Genomic DNA, 18,173 nt, shown 5'->3' on the forward strand with positions numbered 1-18,173 from the left:
GTACGTTCAGCCCCGGAACCGCGCAGCAAGGCCGCGTCAGGCCAGGCGCTGTTTCAGACCGTCGAGCTCGTCGCGCAACGAGCTCGGCAGCTTCTCGCCGACGAAGTCGAACAGCTCCTCGATGGACGGGATCTCCTCGCGCCACTCGTCGGGATTGAAGGCGAGCGCCTCCGCGACGTCCTCCGCAGGCACGTCCAGACCGCTGACGTCGATCGACTCCGGCTTCGCGACGATGCCGATGGGGGTCTCGACACCCTCGGCCTCACCCTCGATGCGCTCGATGATCCACTTCAGCACGCGGCTGTTCTCGCCGAATCCGGGCCACAGGAAGCGCTTGTCGTCGCCCCGACGGAACCAGTTGACGTAGAACACCTTCGGCAGCTTCGACTCGTCGGCGTTCTTGCCGATGTTCACCCAGTGCTGCAGGTAGTCGCCGACGTGGTAGCCCATGAACGGCAGCATCGCCATCGGGTCGCGGCGCACGGTGCCGACCTTGCCCTCGGCCGCGGCGGTCTGCTCGGAGCCCACGGTGGCACCCATGAAGACACCGGTCTGCCAGTCGCGGGCCTCGGTCACCAGCGGCACCGTGGTCTTGCGGCGACCGCCGAACAGGATCGCCGAGATCGGCACGCCCTTCGGGTCATCCCACTCGTCGGCCAGCGACGGGCACTGCGAGATCGGGGTGCAGTAGCGCGAATTCGGGTGCGCGGCCTTGTGATCGGACTCCGGCGTCCAGTCGTTGCCGAGCCAGTCGGTGAGGTGCGCGGGCGCCGGGCCGTCGATGTCCTCCCACCAGATGTCGCCGTCGTCGGTGCGGGCGACGTTGGTGTAGAGGGTGTTTCCGGCCTCGATGGTCTTCATCGCGTTCGGGTTCGAGTCGTAGCTGGTACCGGGAGCGACACCGAAGAAACCGAATTCGGGATTGATCGCGTACAGCCGGCCGTCCTCGCCGAAGCGCATCCAGGCGATGTCGTCGCCCACGGTCTCGGCCTTCCAGCCGGGGATCGTCGGCTGGAGCATCGCAAGGTTGGTCTTGCCACAGGCACTCGGGAACGCCGCGGCGATGTAGTACACCTTGTTCGCCGGGCTGGTCAGCTTGAGGATCAGCATGTGCTCGGCCATCCACCCCTCGTCGCGGGCGATGACCGAGGCGATGCGCAGGGCATAGCACTTCTTTCCGAGCAGCGCGTTGCCGCCGTAACCCGATCCGAACGACCAGATCTCGCGGGTCTCGGGGAAGTGGGTGATGTACTTCTCGGTGTTGCAGGGCCACGGCACGTCGGCCTGGCCGTCCTCGAGGGGCGCACCGACGGAGTGCAGCGCCTTAACGAAGAAGCCGTCCTCGCCCAGGATCTCCAGGACGCGGGGGCCGACGCGGGTCATGATCTTCATCGACAGCACGACGTACTCGGAGTCGGTGATCTCGACACCGAGCTTGGGATCGTCGGAGTCCAGCGGGCCCATGCAGAACGGGATGACGAACATCGTGCGGCCGCGCATGCTGCCGCGGTAGAGCTCGGTCATCGTCGAACGCATCTCGGCGGGATCGACCCAGTTGTTGGTCGGGCCGGCGTCCTCTTCCTTCTCCGAGCAGATGTAGGTCCGCGACTCCACGCGGGCCACGTCGGCGGGGTCGGAGTTGGCGAGGAAGGAGTTCGGCTTCTTCTCCTCGTTCAGCTTCACCAGGGTGCCGGCCTGCACGAGGTCGGCGGTCAGGCGCTCCCACTCCTCGTCACTGCCGTCGGACCACACCACCCGGTCGGGCTGGGTCAGCTCGGCGACCTCGGCCACCCAGGCCAGCAGTCCCGCGTGCTTCGTCGGAGCGCTACTCGGGTCCAGTCCGGGAATGGTGGCTGCGGTCATCGTTGGGGCCTCCTCCGAGGTGGTGGCCGCTTGAATGGCCACCTGTCAGGTCGTCTCGCGGTCAAGGATACGTCCACCGAGCGGGCGCTAGGTCACGGGGTTCGCCAGGTGCGGTCTATCCCACGCCCGACGGACAGGTGACAAAAGTCCCTGGTGATCGCACGCGCTCGGTCTCGGCGCGGAACGGGCCGGGTCGGGCGCCGGTCACGTGTCAGCCGATTCGTCCCGATCCGCCGGAGATCCACTGGCCGGTATCCGGGTCGAGAACCGCGGAACGGAACTCGCCGTCCGCACCGATCTCGGTGATCTTGTCGACCTGCCCGTCCCGATCGCTGTCCGTGTACACCGTAAACCCGTCGGGCCCGTTGCGGGTGAGCGAATCGTTGATGCCGTCGTTGTCGGTGTCCACCTCGGCGGGTCCGAGATCCCAGATCCGGCCGTCGTCGTGCATCCACAAGTGATCGTCGAGATCGTCGGACGCCGGTGTCTCGTGCAGTGCGGCCACCGAGTCGACCGAGTGCGGGTCGGCGCCCTCGGCCGCGCCGAACAGCGAGGCCTCCTCCGGGCGGGCCGGGTCCGGAAGGTCGTCGGGGAACATCGGGTCCATCGAGATCACTGCTTCCCGTCGTCGTGGCCGGCCCGGGCGACCCCGGCCGTTCCGTCGTCATGCCCTCGGTCGTCCCGACGTCCCGCCGGATCGTCGGATTCCTCACCCGGGTCGTCGGTGCGGGAGACGACCGCCCAGAGCGATTCCGACCGCGCCACCAACTCACGGCGGATCTCCGCCGCGCGCTCGCGACGGGTTCGAGCGTCGCGGACGCCGACCCCGCTGCGCAGTCGGCGGATCTGCTCGTCGAGGCGCGCGACGTCGGCCGCCACCTCTCGGTTACGGCGTTCGTGCGCCCGGGCGATCTGGCCGGCGATCCGGGTCTCGGCCGCGGTGACGCGCAGGGCGAGCTGGTGATCGAGCGTCGCCCGCGCCTCGGCGAGGAGCTCGGCGGTGCGTGCCTCGCGATCGGAACGCTCCGCAGCACTGCGCCGGACACGGATCACCCACGCCGCGACCGCGACTCCGAGGATCAGGGCGAGCGGCATGCTGACCCACTGCAACGTCTGGACCGACTCCATCGGTGCGACGACGAGGCGTCCCACACCCAGACCGGTCGAGGCCCCGAGGACGACCACCAACGCGTCTTCGGCGCCTGCGCGCCGCGCCCGGCCGCTCGACCGCTCGGTGTGGAGGGGTACCGCGGGCCAGTCCTCGTCCGCCGACGGCTCCGCGTCCAGGCCCACCAGGGCGGTCGACCGGACCGCGTCGACGCGCTCGTCGGCGCGACGACGGACGCCGTCGGCGAGGGCGGCCCAGCCGGTACGGACCCAGGCGCCGTACGCAGAATTCGCGGCGGGAGCGTGGCCGGCGGCGGACGCCGCCAGATCGCGCACCCCGGCGTGCAGTTCCGCCGACGTCTGCGATCGGACGCGCGCGAGTCCGGCGCGCACGGCCGCCAACCGGTCCGGGCGTCCGCGGTCACGTGCGGCGACCAGTTCGCGACGCACGGCCAGGAGATCATCGACGGCAACCTGTGCGGACGCCGCCTCGTCGGCGCCGCTCGCCGGCGCGCCGAGGAGGTGCTCGACCGCCCCGAGGCCCGCCGCGAGCCTTGCCCGCTCGGCGCGGAGTACGCCCGGCGCGTCAGTCGTCTCACGCAGCCACTCCACGAGGGCGTCGATCCCCGACTCGTCCACCGCACCCTCGAGGGCCGCGACCGACGACACCCCGAACAGCGGCAGCGTCGCGAACGGGTCGAGGACGGCCCGGTGGGCGCGCACGGTCCGCGGCCACTCCCAGAACGCGTCGATCTTCGTGCACACGATCGCCACGGTCCCGACCTGCGCGCGCATCTGCTCGACGAGGAGACGTTCCTCCTCACCGGCCGACGACGACGGGTCGACGACCACGACCGCCGCACCGGCCGACGCACCCGAGCGCCCGCCGCGGGCGACGATGTCGAGGTCCGGGGCGAGCGCCCGGCAGGCCTCGACCAGCGTGCGGACGCCCACTCCGTCGGTCCCGACGACCAGCACGTCGGTGCCCGCGTCGACCCCGATGGCGTCGAAGCCGGTCAGCTCCCGCGCGGCGGCGAGTGCCGTGTCGGTCATGTGCCCGCTCCTGCCCCGGCCAGAAGTCGCTCGGCACCGGCGCGGTCGACGCCCGCCGCGGCCGCCTCCTCCAACCGGGCGCGCAACTCGACCTCACGCCAATGCCGAATCCGGTCGACTCGCTCCCCGATCGGTCCCGCGAGATCAGGAACGCCGCTGGCGTCGCGGAGCGCCCGGCTCAGGGCCTCGGCGTTCGCGGCCACGGCGGAACGGGACTCGATGAGCGCGAGCGCGGTGTCGATGCCGTAGGCGTCGAGCCGGCGCAGCAAACCCTGCCGCATCAGCCGTTCGTCGGAACCCGGACGTCCCACGAGGAACCGGCCGGCCATCGACGGCATGCCGACGCCTGCGGCCGCCATCGTCGCCAGCGCGGCGAATTCGGCGTCGTCGAGGTCGGCGCAGGCCAGCAACTGCGAGACGGGGTACACCGGCGTGTCCAGACGCCCGGCACACGACGCCGCGACCTCGACCGCAGCATCCCAGTCGCCGTGCGTGTCGGCCTTCCCGAGCACCACGAGCACACGGTCGGCCGGGAGGGACGCGAAGAGTTCGCGGTCGGCGCGCCGCGGCGGTCCCGCCAGGACCAGAACCCACAGATCGGTGTCAGCGGCCCCCTGCTCGTCCTCACCGGGCCCGATCACGGTGAGCGACAGTCGTTCTCGCAGCGCACGAGCCATCGTGTCCCGACCGGTCCCGGGCCGGCCGACGACCTGGACGTGCAACGGACGGAGGAAACGCCGGCCCGCGCCGGCCAGGACGGGCACGAGCGGCGACACCGGGTCGACGAGGTCGACGAGTCGTCCCTGCTCGGCGGCCGTCCACAACTCGCTCCCGGCGGGCACGCCACGCCGGCCACCGTTCACCGGTGCCCCCACCGCAGCCTCCTCGCCATCCGACCCCTGCGCCTCCCACGACCCGCGTCCACCGCACCGCCACCCCGGGCATCGGCGCACGTGAACCGCGACAGGGCCGAGAATAATCGGGATCCGGGCGAACGGCGGAGACGGCTCCACATCCCCTCGCGGGGCCGGACGGGTCCGCGTCCGCACCGCTGCCGTCCGGGCCGCCATTCCCCCGCGACTTCGCCGCGACGGCACGATGCGCAACGATGGACGCGTGAACAACAGCCCCGACAGGTCCCGGTTGTACCCCCGCGTGACGAGCTTCCGCTTCCGCCGCGGCACGCTGACGACCGGTCAGCAGCGCAACTGGGAGACCCTGTGGCCGGTGCTGGGCCGCGACCTCGAGATCGGGCCGGAGCGGGTCCCCGAGCCGCAACTCGACCTCACCGAACTGTTCGGGCGCGAGGCCCCGAAGGTCCTCGAGATCGGCAGCGGTACCGGCATCTCGACCGCCGCGATGGCCGAGGCCGAACCGGATGTCGACGTCGTGGCCGTCGAGGTCTACAAGCCGGGCCTGGCCCAGCTCCTCGGCCTCGTCGACCGCAACGGCCTGACCAACGTCCGCCTGATCCGCGGCGACGCGGCCATCGTCCTCACCGAGCTCATCCCGTCGTCGAGCCTCACCGGTGTGCGGCTGTTCTTCCCCGACCCGTGGCCCAAATCGCGTCACCACAAGCGACGCTTCGTCCAGACCGGCACACTGGAACTGATCGCGGACCGGCTCGTCCCGGGCGGGGTGCTGCACATCGCGACCGATCACGCCGGTTATGCGGAGTGGATCGCGGAGGCGCTCGCCACCCAGGACGCCGACCGCCCCCACGTCGTGCAGTTGACGCGGGAGTCGCCGATCTCGCTGCAGCGGCCGACGACGAAGTTCGAGGGACGCGCGGAGCGCGAGGGCCGCTACGTCAGCGAGTTCGTCTACACGCGGCCCATCCCGCCGGCCACCTCGACCGGCGACACCCCGACGGGAGCCCGCCATGAGTGACCACAGCCCGACCGGCTTCGCCGACACCATCTCCGGCCAGACGGGGACGCGCCGCATGCTGCTGGTGTGGGACGCACCCAACATGGACATGGGCCTCGGCGCCCTGCTCGGCGGACGCCCCACCGCCGCGCACCGTCCCCGGTTCGACGCCCTGGGCCGGTGGCTGCTGCAGCGGACCGCAGATGTGTCCGCTCTCACCGACGGAGGCGGCGCGGTCGAGCCCGAGGCCACCGTGTTCACCAACATCGCCCCTGGTAGCGCCGACGTCGTCCGGCCGTGGGTGGACGCTCTCCGTAATGTCGGTTTCGCCGTGTTCGCCAAGCCGAAGCTGTCCGACGACAGCGATGTCGACTCCGACATGCTCGACCACATCGAACTTCGCAGGCACACTGTTGGACTAGCCGGCGTGATCGTGGCGTCCGCCGACGGTCAGGCATTTCGCGAACCGCTGCTCGAGGTGGTCGGCGACGGGGTGCCCGTCACCGTCATCGGGTTCCGCGAACACGCCAGTTGGGCGCTGAGCACCGAAGAACTGGAGTTCATCGATCTCGAGGACATCCCCGGCGTGTTCCGCGAGCCGCTGCCACGCATCGGCCTGGACTCCCTGCCCGACGAGGGCGCCTGGCTCACACCCTTCCGCCCGCTCAGCGCACTGTTGCGCTGACCTGCGGCGTCGTGGCCCTGCCGGGGTCGTCGGGCGGCGGTCCGCGACCCGGCATCCGACGCCGATGCGGGTGTGCCCGCGCGTGACCCCGAGGCCCACGCCTCAGGGATCACTCAGGCAACACTGTCAGGATCTTTCGGGAAACTGACAGAATCGCCACCGGCGCCCCGAGACGACGGCGCCGAACAGGCCTGACCAGTCGTACACGAAAGGACATCGCGTGTTCCGGTTCATCGGCACATTCGTCTACCGAATGCGCTTCCTCGTCATCGCGGTGCTCATCGCGATGATGGCCGGACTCGGGCTGTACGGTCTCGATCTCGGCAAGCACCTCAGTCAGAGCGGCTGGTTCGATCCGACGTCGGAGTCCGACACCGGTGCGCGCTACGCCGACCAGGCGCTGGGGCGCGACCACACGTCCGACATCATCCTGCTGGTCACCCCGCCGGAGGGCACCCGCGTCGACGACAAGGCGTTCGGCGCGAAGGTCGAGACGTTCGTCGAGGACCTCATCGCGACGCACCCCGACATCGTCGGACGCGCCGATCCCGGTCTGTACGACCCGTTCCTCGTCCAGCCCGCGCAGAGCACGCTGCAGGAGCGACTGTTCACCGAGGACGGCAGACACGCCTTCATCAGCATCGGCGTCGCCGGCAACGACGACACGACGGTCCTCAACAACTACAAGACCATCGAACCGTTCTTCGAGGACATCCCCGAACGCTTCGATCTACCCGGTACGACCTTCGAGCTCGCCGGCCTGCAACCGGTCGCCGGATCGATGGCCGAGGGCATGGACAAGGACATCCACCGCGCCGAGGTCCTCGCGCTGCCGCTGGTGGCGATCATGCTGTTCTTCGTCTTCGGCGGCGTCGTCGCCGCGTGTCTGCCCGTCCTCATCGGTGGTCTGACCATCGCCGGCTCGCTGGGCATCATGAAGATCCTGGCGCTCACCACCGAGCTGAACATCTTCGCGCAGTCGGTGGTCACGCTGATCGGTCTCGGCATCGCGATCGACTACGGCCTGTTCATCGTGTCGCGTTTCCGCGAAGAACTCGGTGAAGGCTATTCGACCAAGGCCGCGGTCCGAAGAACCGTGATGACCGCCGGTCAGACGGTGGTCTTCTCCGCGACGATCATCGTCGCCGCCCTGGCATGTCTGCTGATCATGCCGCAGGGATTCCTCAAATCCGTCGCCTACGGCGCGATCGCATCGGTGTCCCTCGCCGCGATCCTGTCGATCACCGTCCTCCCGGCGATCCTGGGCATCCTCGGCCCCCGCGTGAACATGCTGTCGATCAGCACGGTCATGAAGTACACCGCGGTCCCGCTGGCCCGCCGCTTCTCCGGCGAGGAACGCGCAGCGGCCATCGAGAACCGGTTCAGCGGTCGCATGAAGACCAGCCAGGAAGTCGAGAACGGCTTCTGGGGCCGACTCGCGACGTGGGTGATGAAGCACCCGGTCAAGACCGCGGTCCCGACTGTGCTCCTCTTGCTCGCGCTGATCATCCCGTTCGGCAGCATCCAGTTCGGCGGGATCAGCGAGAAGTTCCTGCCGCCGGACAACCCCAACCGGGTCGCGCAGGAGAAGTTCGACGAATACTTCCCGAGCGAGCGAACCGAGGCCATCAAGCTCGTCATCATCTACGACGAGTCGAGCCAGGCCGACCAGAACAAGCTCGACGCCATCGCGCAACGCGCCGACGCGGTCCCCGGCTTCACCAACAAGTTCAGCGACGCCGACAAGTCCGACTTCGGGTCGTTCGACGCCGAGCGGTACCCGAACGTGGGCGTCTACCAGGTGTCGGCCGGTCTCCAGGACCGGAACACCGCCGCCCAGGCGATCGAGCAATTACGCGCGATCGACACCGAGGGCCTCACGATGTACGTCTCGGGTACCCCGGCCCTCACCCAGGACTCGATCGACGCGCTGATGCAACGGCTCCCGCTGATGGCGGTCATGCTCGTCCTCATCACCGGCCTGCTGATGTTCCTGCAGTTCGGTTCGATCGTCCTGCCGATCAAGGCCGCGCTCATGACGGCCCTGGGTCTCGGTGCCACGCTCGGCATCCTGACGTGGATCTTCGTCGACGGTCACGGCGCCGAGCTGGCCAACTTCACCCCCGGCCCGCTGTTCGCAGCGGTGCTCGTGCTGATCATCGCCATCGTGTTCGGCCTCTCGACCGACTACGAGGTGTTCCTGCTCTCCCGCATGGTCGAGGCCAGACAGAAGGGCGCGAGCACCACCGAGGCGATCCGCAGCGGCACCGCGCACACCGGCGGCATCATCACCGCGGCCGCCGCGATCCTGGTCGTGGTCACCGGCGCGTTCAGCCTGTCCGAGATCGTGATGATGAAGTACATCGCGTTCGGCATGATCGCCGCGCTGATCCTGGACGCCACGGTGATCCGCATGTTGCTCGTCCCGTCGGTGATGAAGCTGCTCGGGGACGACTGCTGGTGGGCACCGCGGTGGATGCGCGTGGTCCAGCGCAAGATCGGCCTCGGCGAGACCGTCCTCGACGACGAACCCGACGAACAGCGCGACGCCGGTGCCGGCGCCCGCCCGATGAGTGCGGGCACCGTGGTGGCCGAGGCGCCGACCTCGGTGATGGCCGCGGCACGCAGGCAACCGGTCGCCGCCGGCGCGGTCCCCGCCCGGGGTCGTGTCCCGGGCGCCGTCGGTCGCCCCGCCGCACCGGCACGGCCCGCCCCGGACCGACCGCTCACCAACGGTCGCCCGACGGGTCAGGCCCCCGACCAGCGCACAGGTCCCGGTCCCACCCCGACTCCGCCGTCCCCCTCGGGTCCGCCGCCGACCACCACCGGCCGCCCGGGTACTGCGCCGACCCCGCCGCGCACTCCGCCGGCGCGCGTCGGACCGACGCCCGTGCCCGGTGCCCGGGCCCCCGAACCGGCCGGACGCCGTCCCGCGACGCCCTACCGCCGCTCCACCGTGTCGAAGGGTGATCGTCCCGACACCGGCGGCTGGAGCCTCGGCGAGGGTGGCATCCGACTCGGTGACCCCGCACCTCGCTCGGAGAACGGGGACCGTCCGGCGGTCACTCCCCCGTCCGCCCCGCCACGGGTGCCGGAGACCGGGCGGCCGAATCCCGGAACCGCCCGGCCGACGCCGGAGCCGACCGGCCAGCGCTCACCGCTCGGACGCCGGCCCACCCTCGACGAGACCGGTCGTCGCCCCCTGGCCGCCTCGGTCAGCCCCGAGACCTCGACCCCGTCGTCTCGGAGTCGTCGCAGCAACGGTCCGTCGCCGATGGAGCGCGGACTCAGCGCCGATGCGACCCCGGCCGCCGCGCGGTCCGACGCCGGTCCCGCCTCGGGTGAGCAGGATCGCCCGGCCGACGAGTCGAACCGCCGCCGTCGCCCGCGTACCGACCGGCACGCCCGGTCCGACGAGACCGGTGACGACGGCCAGATCAGCGTCCAGGAACTGCTGAAGCGGAGTCGCTCACAGAAGTGACCGCTCGGACCCCCGTTCGCGGCCACGGGTCTCGTAAGCGGATTGATCGCGAGTCATGCTGGTCAAGTCACCCAAGCCGGCAGACGCGCCCGCGAGCGGTTCGCTGACGACCTCGGGGCTCGCCGTCAGCGAGTGACCCGGCGGCACCCGCCACCGTCGAACACGGCCTGGCCGAGGACTCAGTCCTCGTCCAGGCCGTGTTCGATCACGTAGCGGGTCAGTTCCACGCGGTTGCCGAGCTGGAGTTTGCGCAGCGTCGCCTGGACGTGGTTCTCGACGGTCCGGTGACTCAGGTCGAGGCGCCGCGCGATCTGCTTGGCGCTCAGTCCTTTTGCGACCAAACGCAGCACCTCGGTCTCACGCTCGGTGAGCGCGGGCGCGGCGGGTGCGGCGTCGGGCTGCTGGGACATGCGCCGGTACTCGCCCAGCACCAGCCCCGCGAGACCCGGGGTGAAGACCGCCTGGCCGTCGGCCGTCGCCCGGACCGCGTCCACCAGTTCTTCGCGTGACGACGACTTCACCAGATAGCCGCTGGCCCCGGCCTTCACGGCCTCGAGAACGTCGTCGCGCTCACCCGATGCGGACAGCACGAGGATGCGGGTCTTCGGCGAGACCTCCAGGACCGCCGTCGTCGCCTCCGTACCGGTCCCGTCGGTCAGCTGCATGTCCATCAGGACCACATCGGGGGTGACGGCGGCCGCACGTCGACCGGCACTGCCCACGCCGTCCGCGGTGGCGACGACGTCGAATCCCTCGTCGGCGAGATCGCGGGCCACCGCCTCTCGCCAGATCGGGTGGTCGTCGACGACCATGATCCGCAGCGGCGCCCGCCCCTCGTCACTCCGGCCTGCACTCATACTCGATGCTCCCCTTCGCCTTTCAGCTCTCGTCCCGCGGGACGGTGAACTCCCATTCCGTACCCGCACCCGGTTCGGTGTCGAGGCGCGCGGCGCCGCCGAGGGATTCGATCCGTCCGACGATCGACTTCGACACCCCGACGCGTCCCTGCGCAACCGCCTCGGCGAGCCGGCCGTCCGGGATGCCGATCCCGTCGTCCCGCACACTCACCACGATGTCCCGCCCCAGATCCTCCACCAGGATGTACGCACGCGCACCGGGACCGGCGTGGTTCACGACGTTGTCGAGCGCGTTGACCACCGCCGCGCGGATCTCCGCGCCCCTCTGCGCTGACACCATGACCGGGTCCGCGGGAGCACTCACCGACACCCGCGCGTCGGCGAAGACGCGCAGGGCGGCGGCGAGATCAACGCTGCATTGCGCATCGGTATCGGCGGCGACGGGTTCGTCCGTGTCGGAGATCAGCCGACGCAGCGTACGCTCCTGCTCCGCCGCGAGGGTGGCGAGTTCACCTGTCGGACCGCCGATCTCGCGTCCGCGACGCGCGATCAGCGCGAGCACCTGGAGTACCCCGTCGTGCACCTCACGGGAGAGCCGTTCGCGTTCCTCGGCAGCCGCAGCGATCCGCGCCGCCCGGGACAGCTGGTCCTGGACCCGACGCGCGTTCGCAGCCGCGAGCCCGACCGCCATACCGGTCGCCACGATGACGATGATGGTGGCGTTCCGACCGAAGTCGAGGTTCAGTTCGCCCTTCACGAAGGTGCTGGTGCCGCCGATGACGAGCCCCGACACGATCCCCCCGACCGGGCCGGTGAGGATCGCGACCGAGATGACCGCGTTGGTGGCCCACAGCGTCGTCGGCCAGCTCTGGTTGTTCCACGCCCACTCCGCGCCGGCGACATACGACGTGGACAACATCAGCGCGCAGACGACGAGCACCTCGGCACCGACCCACACCCGGTTTCGCGCGAACCCGACGAAGTAGCCGATCCCGCTGACCAGTGTCCACGCGGAGAGCAGGCCGAAGAGCACCCAGGCGACGCCGCCGCGGTCGAGGTCGGGATTGACGGCGATGTGGAAGCCGAGTGCGTACAGATAGGACAGCAGCCGGAAGATCTGGGCGCCCCGCCACAGCGGACCGACCGGGTCGTCGTCGATGACACGTGCCAGACGATCCGGATCGGTGTCCCGGTCCGGCGGGCCGACCTCGAGCCCCGGCCACCGGCGCGTCACGTTCCCGCGCCCCGACCGTCCCCGCCCCGGTCACTGCCCTCGCGGTCGGTCTCGACCTCGTCCCGGCGACCATCCGCCGGGCGTTCGGATCCTGGGTTCCCGGCCTTCGAGGGGGTGCCGGGGGCCTCGTGTGCGAGCGTCTCGGCCGCGGCGTCGGGGTCGTCGGTGTCCCACGCCGGTGAATCCGGCTCGGCGACGACCCCCGGGCGCCCGTCCACGGGCTCGGTCGAGTCCCCCTTCAGGCGTCGGATCGCGGTGTTGAAGAACGCGATCAGGGGCACCGCGAGCAGACCACCGATGATGCCGGCCGACACCAGGCCGGCCGCGATCCCGAGCACCACCGCAACCGGATGCAGGCGCACCGACCGCCCAAGCAGGAACGGTTGCAGCACATGGCTTTCGAGCTGCATGACACCGACGACGATGGCGAGGGCGACGACCGCGGCGATCCAGCCCTGGGTCACCAGGGCGACGAGCACCGCCAGCGTGCCGGTGACCAGGGCACCGACGATCGGGATGAAGGCGCCCAGGAAGACCAGCGAGGCCAGCGGAAGCGCCAGGGGCACTTGCAGGATGGCGAGTCCGATCCCGATGCCGCAGGCGTCGACGAAGGCCACCGCGACGGTCGCCCGGACGTACCCGACGAGTGTGCCGAAACCGGCGATACCCGCCTCCCACACCCGATTCCGATTGGTTTCTGGGATGAGCTTGACCGAGAACTGCCAGATCTGACCACCGCCGTAGAGGAAGAAGATCAACAGGAACAACGTCAGCAGGGCGCCGGTGATGATCTCGCTGGCCGTGGTGGCGGTGGCCAGCGCACCACTGGTGACACGGTCCTGGTTGTGCTGGATGAAGTCGAGCGTGTCGGTGCCGAAGTTGCGCACCTGGTCGCGATCGAGCCCGAGAGGCCCGTTGATGAGCCATTCCCTGGTCTTCTCGACGGTCACGGTGACCTGCTCGGCGAGTTCGGGAACACCGTCGATGAACTCGCGGACCACGAAGGTCATGACGGCGGCGAGCAACCCGATCGCGACGACGAGGTTGACGATCACCGCCAGCGAACGCGGCAGACCGCGCCGGTCGAGTGCGTCGACCCCGGGAACCAGCATCGCCGAGATCAGGATGGCGAGGGCGACCGGCACGAGGACTTCCTCGAACTCCCGGAACAGCCTGGTCGCGACGTAAGCGGCCGCGACCAGGAGCAGTAGCCGCCACGCCCACTCCGCCGCCGCGCGTACCTGCGGATGGACCTTCGCCCGGTCGATGGACGCGAGGTCCCGGACGTCGCGCGGCCGGTCGGCTCGTTCGGCTTCGGTCACGAGAGTCACACTAGTGCTGCACCGCGGGGACAGGACGCCGTACACACCCCCGATTGCGCAGGTCGCCGACGGGGTCGTCACCGACACCGGCCCCCCTACCCTAGGGTGGCACGTATGTCGTCGGAGGATGTTGGCTCGCCGGGGGGCGCGGCAGCCCCGGTGACCCGTCCTCGGTTCTGGTGGGTCCGATGGGTCCTGCTCACCGTCGTCCTGGTCATCCTCGCCGTCGAAGTCGTTCTCATCTGGCCCGAACTGCGGGGCGCCTGGCTGCGTATCGGTGAGATCGAGTGGCACTGGGTCGCGGCGTGTCTCGTCGCCGCGATGCTGTCGATGGACAGTTTCGCCCAGGTCCAGCGCGCACTGTTGCGCTCGGCGGGCCTGCGGGTCACGCAGTGGAAGTCCCTGTCGGTCATCCTCGCGGCCAACTCGCTGAGCCAGACGATGCCGGGCGGCCAGGTCCTCGCCCCCGCGTTCACCTATCGGGAAACCCGCAAGTGGGGTGCGACACCGGTCATCGCGTCGTGGCAGGTCGTCATGTCGGGCCTGCTCGCCGGCATCGGTCTCGCGGTGCTCGGGTTCGGCGGCGCCCTCCTGGCCGGAGCGAAGACCAGCCCGTTCTCGGTCGTCTTCTCCGTTGCCGGGTTCCTCGCGGTCGCGGTGGTCCTGCAGTACCTGGCCAGTCATCCGGAATCGTTGAAGAGCACCGGGATTCGAGTCCTGGGTTGGGTGAATCAACTCCGGAACAAGCCGGAGGACCACGGCACCGAGAAGTTGTTCGAGACCCTCGAACAGCTCCGGGCGGTGCAACTCACCAAGCGCGACACCTCGGTCGCATTCGGCTGGAGCCTGTTCAACTGGGTCGCCGACGTCGGGTGCCTGATGTTCGCCTGCTGGGCGGTCGACGCCCACCCGAGCATCTCCGGACTGATGGTCGCCTACGCGGCGGGCAAGGCCGTCGGCTCGGCGATCCCCCTGCTGCCGGGCGGCATCGGCGTCGTCGACGCGGTGCTCGTCCCCGCACTGACCAGCGCCGGCATGCCCGCCGCCGACGCCATCACCGCGGTCCTCATCTACCGGCTGATCAGCTATGTGATCGTGTCGGGCATCGGCTGGGTGGTCATCGGTCTCATGTTCCGTAACCGCATCAAGCGCGACGACACGTTCATCGACGAGGTCGAGCGGGACGCCGACGCCCTCGAACGCTCGGCCGACGACCCGTCGCCCACGACGCCCGACGGTACGGCGCTCCCCATCCCGCCGCCGGATGGTGTCGAACCGCCGGGCCCGGGGGCCCCGCCCGCGGACGGACCCGACAACCCGCAACGAGGGGACTCCGCACGAACGTCCGACACCGATCCGCCGTCGGACCCGGTACGGTAATCCACCATGCTGAGCTCGAAGACGGACCGGGGCTCCGACGCGACGGCGGAGACGGGGTCCTCGCCGGCGCGCGGAACGGCGACGGGTCCCGTCGCCGCCCTGTTCGACGCCGTGGCGATCACGGTCTTCGTCCTCATCGGCCGGGCCAGTCACGAAGAGGGCTATGCGCTGACCTCGGTGCTGCACACGCTGTGGCCGTTCCTCGCCGGCTGTGCGGCCGGCTGGTCGATCACCTACGTCTACGCGCATGTGCGGTCGAGCGACTTCTTCGGTCACGACTTCCGGCCGGACCGGGTCGTCCCGGTCGGTCTCGTCATCTGGTTCTGCACGGTGACCGTCGCGATGATCCTGCGCTTCATCCTCAGCCAGGGCGTGGCGGTCAGCTTCGTCATCGTCGCGGCCGTGGTGCTCGCGCTCTTCCTGCTCGGCTGGCGAGCCGTCTTCGCCTACCTCGGTCGTCGCGCCGCCGCCTGACGACGAGGGCCGCGAGCGTTCGCGGACCTACTTGATCGTGAAGTACTTCTGCGCGACCTGGAGTGCGGCGGTCCCCGACTTGGGTCCCTCGGTGTAGATGACGACGACCTGACCGCCCTGGAGCCCCACGAACCAGCCGGGCCCCTCGGGGCCGTTGGTGCCGACGAGGGCACGCAGTCCCGGCGGGGGGGGGGGGGGGGGGGGGGGGGGGGGGGGGGGGGGGGGGGGGGGGGGGGGGGGGGGGGGGGGGGGGGGGGGGGGGGGGGGGGGGGGGGGGGGGGGGGGGGGGGGGGGGGGGGGGGGGGGGGGGGGGGGGGGGGGGGGGGGGGGGGGGGGGGGGGGGGGGGGGGGGGGGGGGCGCGGGTGAGGTCACTGGCGTCGCCGGTGGCGGCAGTGGCGGTCATCGCCTGCAGCACCGGCCGGACGACGGCCGGATCGAGCCCGCCGAGCTCGCCGCCCGCGATCTTCGTCGGCACGTTTTTCAGCACGAACGGCGGCACCGACGAGGATTGCCCGGAGGCGCTACGCGCCATGGCGACACCGAAGGCGGCCATGTTGGTCATCGACATCATGCTCGAGCCGGGACGGTAGTCGATGGTCGCGATCCCGGGACGGTCAGCGGTCGGAACGCTCGCACCGGGCACCGTGAACTGGACGCCGAGCCCGAGCCGGTCGAGCAGTTCGTCGCCACGCTGCTGGTCCGACCCGACGGCTCGCCCGATCGCACCGAAGACGGGATTGAGGGTGGTGCCGACCGGATAGGGCTGGTCGAGGTCGACGCCGCTGTCGATCGCATACGAGTTCTGCGCCATCCCGGTGATCGCACCGGTCTGCGCGTCGAGGGTCATGATCGTCGCGGGTTGACCGACCTCGACGGCCGCGTCGCCCAGGGACAGCTGGACGCCCTGGTCCATGGTGGTCGGGACGTCGGGTCCGGGAGGACCCTGCTCGCCGGCCAACTTGCGGGGCGCGGCACCCGGACCGAGCATCTCGACCTGCCACCCGGCGGTGGCGTCGCGGATGGCCTGCCAGTAGTTGGTCAGCCCGTCCTCGAGGGGGAGGACAGGCGCCGGTCCGCCATCACCAGCTGGTCGGACCGGTTGACCACGACACCGGGGACTCGACGCGGGTCGCCGGCCAGCACCTCCATGTCGGAGTCGCGCAGACCCACCGCGGTGATGGCCCTGCCCGGCGCCGCGTCGAGCTTCTCGCGGATCACCTGGCCGGTGATCAGGGGTGCGATCGGCGCGATCACCCTGGCGAGGGCCCGGACCGAGGCGTTCAGGTCGGAGGTGCGGGCTGGGTCGAGCACGATCTCGTTGACCGGCTGGGCATACATGAAGATCCGGCCGGTCCGGCTGCGCACGGTCGGCGCCGGCTTCGCGTCGGTGCGGATCTCGCGCAGCGTGCCACCGGCGGCGAGGCCGGCGTGCAGGATCGCGGGGTCCCAGGTGACCTTCCACCCCGACGACAGCTTCCGCGCGGTACCACCGCTGGTCGATTCGAACACGCGGCCCTTGTCCCAGTTCCACGTGGTCGTGACGGAAAAGGTCGCGGTCCCGTCGCTGTATTCGACCGGATTCTCGACGTCGACGTCGACGCGTTGGGCATCCATCTGTCTCAGAGTGGTGGTGAGACTGTCACCGGCTTGTCCCGGTGCGGTGGTGAACGTGGCGGCCCCGCCGGCGTCCTGGCGGCTGAGGGCGTCGGCGAATGCGTCGATGGCGGCAGCGGCGCCCGTGTCGGTCGAACCGGCGAACCCACAGGAACTCACCATGACCGCGCACGTGACCGCGGCACAAGCGGCTGTCGTCGCGCGCTTGACCCAGATCTTCATGACGACAATTTTCACTCGTGTAACACTCGAAATCGACGCCGCCAGCTTCCATTCGGGGATCAAGCCGGTCACGAACTCATCTCGCCCACGGGACTTTTGACACTCCGCGGCGTGCGCGATCGCCGTCCGAGGACCGACGTCGACAGATCCCGGACCCGGCCGTCCCCGACCGCCCTCACCTTGCCGCACTGCGACAATGGGCGCATGGTTTTCACCGTCTTCCGTGGCGACGATCGTCCGGTCACCGCCACCGACTGGCTGACCTCACGGCACTGCTTCTCCTTCGGCGACCACTACGACCCGTCGAACACGCACTTCGGCGCGCTGCTCGCCGTCAACGACGAGGTCGTCGCACCCGGCGCGGGCTTCGATCTCCACACCCATCAGGAGAGCGAGATCGTGACGTGGGTGGTCGCGGGGACGCTGGTCCACCGCGACTCGGCCGGGCACTCCGGTGTCCTGTACCCCGGCCTGGTACAGCGGATGAGCGCGGGCACCGGCGTCGAACACTCCGAGCGCAACGACTCATGGCCCGACCTGCCCGACGCCGGCACCGAGCCCGTCCGCTACGTCCAGATGTGGCTGATGCCCGACCGCCACGGCCTCGCGCCGTCGTACGCGCAGGCCGATGTCCGCGACCGACTCGCCGCGGGCGGACTCGTACCGATCGCGTCGGGCGTCGCCGATGTCGACGCCGCGGTCTCCGTCGCCAACTCGGGCGCCACCCTGTTCGCGACGCGACTCCGCCCCGGCGAGACCGTCGAGGTGCCCGCTTCCCGGTTCACCCACCTGTTCGTCGTGCACGGACAGGTCGAGGTCGACGGGGTCGGCGTCGAGGAGATCGGCGTTCTGGACCCGGGTGACGCCCTCCGAGGCGTCGACTCCGCGTCGTTCCCGATCCGCGCCGGCGACGACTCCGACGCCGAGGTGCTGGTGTGGTCGATGGCCGCCGGGCTGGGTGCGTAGAGCTCTGGCCGCCACCGATCACCGTCGGCGCGTGCCCCACCGTGC

General features: G+C 70.3%; 13 protein-coding genes and 1 pseudogene. 6 read left to right on the top strand and 8 right to left on the bottom strand.

Annotation, left to right across the window (positions count from 1 at the left end):
* Window positions 1-36: 36 nt before the first annotated feature.
* The 4 genes from MVF96_RS21840 to MVF96_RS21855 all read right to left on the bottom strand — a co-directional run bounded on the left by MVF96_RS21840 (window position 37) and on the right by MVF96_RS21855 (window position 4,898).
* Entirely contained in the window at window positions 37-1,863 is a 1,827-nt protein-coding gene (locus tag MVF96_RS21840; RefSeq protein WP_137809622.1) for a phosphoenolpyruvate carboxykinase (GTP), read from the bottom strand.
* A gap of 211 nt (window positions 1,864-2,074) precedes the next feature.
* Window positions 2,075-2,470: a DUF6802 family protein gene (locus MVF96_RS21845; RefSeq protein WP_065630444.1), complete on the bottom strand. Its 396-nt coding sequence runs from the start codon at window positions 2,468-2,470 to the stop codon at window positions 2,075-2,077.
* 5 nt (window positions 2,471-2,475) lie between these two features.
* Complete coding sequence (locus MVF96_RS21850) at window positions 2,476-4,023, bottom strand: hypothetical protein (protein ID WP_226511773.1); 1,548 nt, start codon at window positions 4,021-4,023, stop codon at window positions 2,476-2,478.
* Window positions 4,020-4,898 carry a hypothetical protein gene (locus tag MVF96_RS21855; protein ID WP_137809619.1) on the bottom strand — a complete coding sequence of 293 codons (879 nt, stop codon included), beginning with the start codon at window positions 4,896-4,898 and terminating at the stop codon, window positions 4,020-4,022. Before MVF96_RS21855 ends, MVF96_RS21850 begins: the two co-directional genes overlap by 4 nt.
* Before the next feature lie 223 nt (window positions 4,899-5,121).
* Here MVF96_RS21855 and trmB point away from each other — a divergent pair, with 223 nt between their 5' ends.
* The 3 genes from trmB to MVF96_RS21870 all read left to right on the top strand — a co-directional run bounded on the left by trmB (window position 5,122) and on the right by MVF96_RS21870 (window position 10,058).
* Window positions 5,122-5,913 carry a tRNA (guanosine(46)-N7)-methyltransferase TrmB gene (gene trmB / locus MVF96_RS21860; protein WP_058252240.1) on the top strand — a complete coding sequence of 264 codons (792 nt, stop codon included), beginning with the start codon at window positions 5,122-5,124 and terminating at the stop codon, window positions 5,911-5,913.
* Entirely contained in the window at window positions 5,906-6,577 is a 672-nt protein-coding gene (locus MVF96_RS21865; protein ID WP_058252241.1) for an NYN domain-containing protein, read from the top strand. Before trmB ends, MVF96_RS21865 begins: the two co-directional genes overlap by 8 nt.
* 220 nt (window positions 6,578-6,797) lie before the next feature.
* Window positions 6,798-10,058: an MMPL family transporter gene (locus MVF96_RS21870; protein ID WP_247450471.1), complete on the top strand. Its 3,261-nt coding sequence runs from the start codon at window positions 6,798-6,800 to the stop codon at window positions 10,056-10,058.
* A 179-nt stretch (window positions 10,059-10,237) separates the two neighbouring features.
* Here MVF96_RS21870 and MVF96_RS21875 read toward each other — a convergent pair whose 3' ends face one another.
* The 3 genes from MVF96_RS21875 to MVF96_RS21885 are packed head-to-tail and all read right to left on the bottom strand — an operon-like array spanning window position 10,238 to window position 13,471.
* The gene (locus tag MVF96_RS21875) at window positions 10,238-10,915 is read right to left on the bottom strand and encodes a response regulator (protein ID WP_058252243.1); all 678 of its coding nucleotides are present in this window, start codon (window positions 10,913-10,915) and stop codon (window positions 10,238-10,240) included.
* Window positions 10,916-10,937: 22 nt separating this feature from the next.
* Window positions 10,938-12,149: a MacS family sensor histidine kinase gene (gene macS, locus MVF96_RS21880; RefSeq protein ID WP_058252244.1), complete on the bottom strand. Its 1,212-nt coding sequence runs from the start codon at window positions 12,147-12,149 to the stop codon at window positions 10,938-10,940.
* The gene (locus MVF96_RS21885) at window positions 12,146-13,471 is read right to left on the bottom strand and encodes an AI-2E family transporter (RefSeq protein ID WP_058252316.1); all 1,326 of its coding nucleotides are present in this window, start codon (window positions 13,469-13,471) and stop codon (window positions 12,146-12,148) included. The genes macS and MVF96_RS21885 overlap by 4 nt, the downstream gene beginning before the upstream one ends.
* A gap of 114 nt (window positions 13,472-13,585) precedes the next feature.
* On the opposite strand from MVF96_RS21885, the gene MVF96_RS21890 reads away from it, so the two are divergent.
* On the top strand, window positions 13,586-14,851 hold the full coding sequence (locus tag MVF96_RS21890; protein WP_058252245.1) for a lysylphosphatidylglycerol synthase transmembrane domain-containing protein: 1,266 nt from the start codon (window positions 13,586-13,588) through the stop codon (window positions 14,849-14,851).
* A 6-nt stretch (window positions 14,852-14,857) separates the two neighbouring features.
* Complete coding sequence (locus MVF96_RS21895) at window positions 14,858-15,325, top strand: DUF3054 domain-containing protein (protein ID WP_058252246.1); 468 nt, start codon at window positions 14,858-14,860, stop codon at window positions 15,323-15,325.
* 356 nt (window positions 15,326-15,681) lie between these two features.
* Here MVF96_RS21895 and MVF96_RS21900 read toward each other — a convergent pair.
* Window positions 15,682-17,162, bottom strand: a pseudogene (locus MVF96_RS21900) (NTF2-like N-terminal transpeptidase domain-containing protein); the annotation flags it as partial.
* Between the two features lie 204 nt (window positions 17,163-17,366).
* On the opposite strand from MVF96_RS21900, the gene MVF96_RS21905 reads away from it, so the two are divergent.
* Window positions 17,367-18,128 carry a pirin family protein gene (locus MVF96_RS21905; protein ID WP_247450473.1) on the top strand — a complete coding sequence of 254 codons (762 nt, stop codon included), beginning with the start codon at window positions 17,367-17,369 and terminating at the stop codon, window positions 18,126-18,128.
* The last annotated feature ends 45 nt before the right edge of the window (window positions 18,129-18,173 follow it).

Source organism: Gordonia hongkongensis (assembly GCF_023078355.1).
Lineage (GTDB): Bacteria > Actinomycetota > Actinomycetes > Mycobacteriales > Mycobacteriaceae > Gordonia > Gordonia hongkongensis.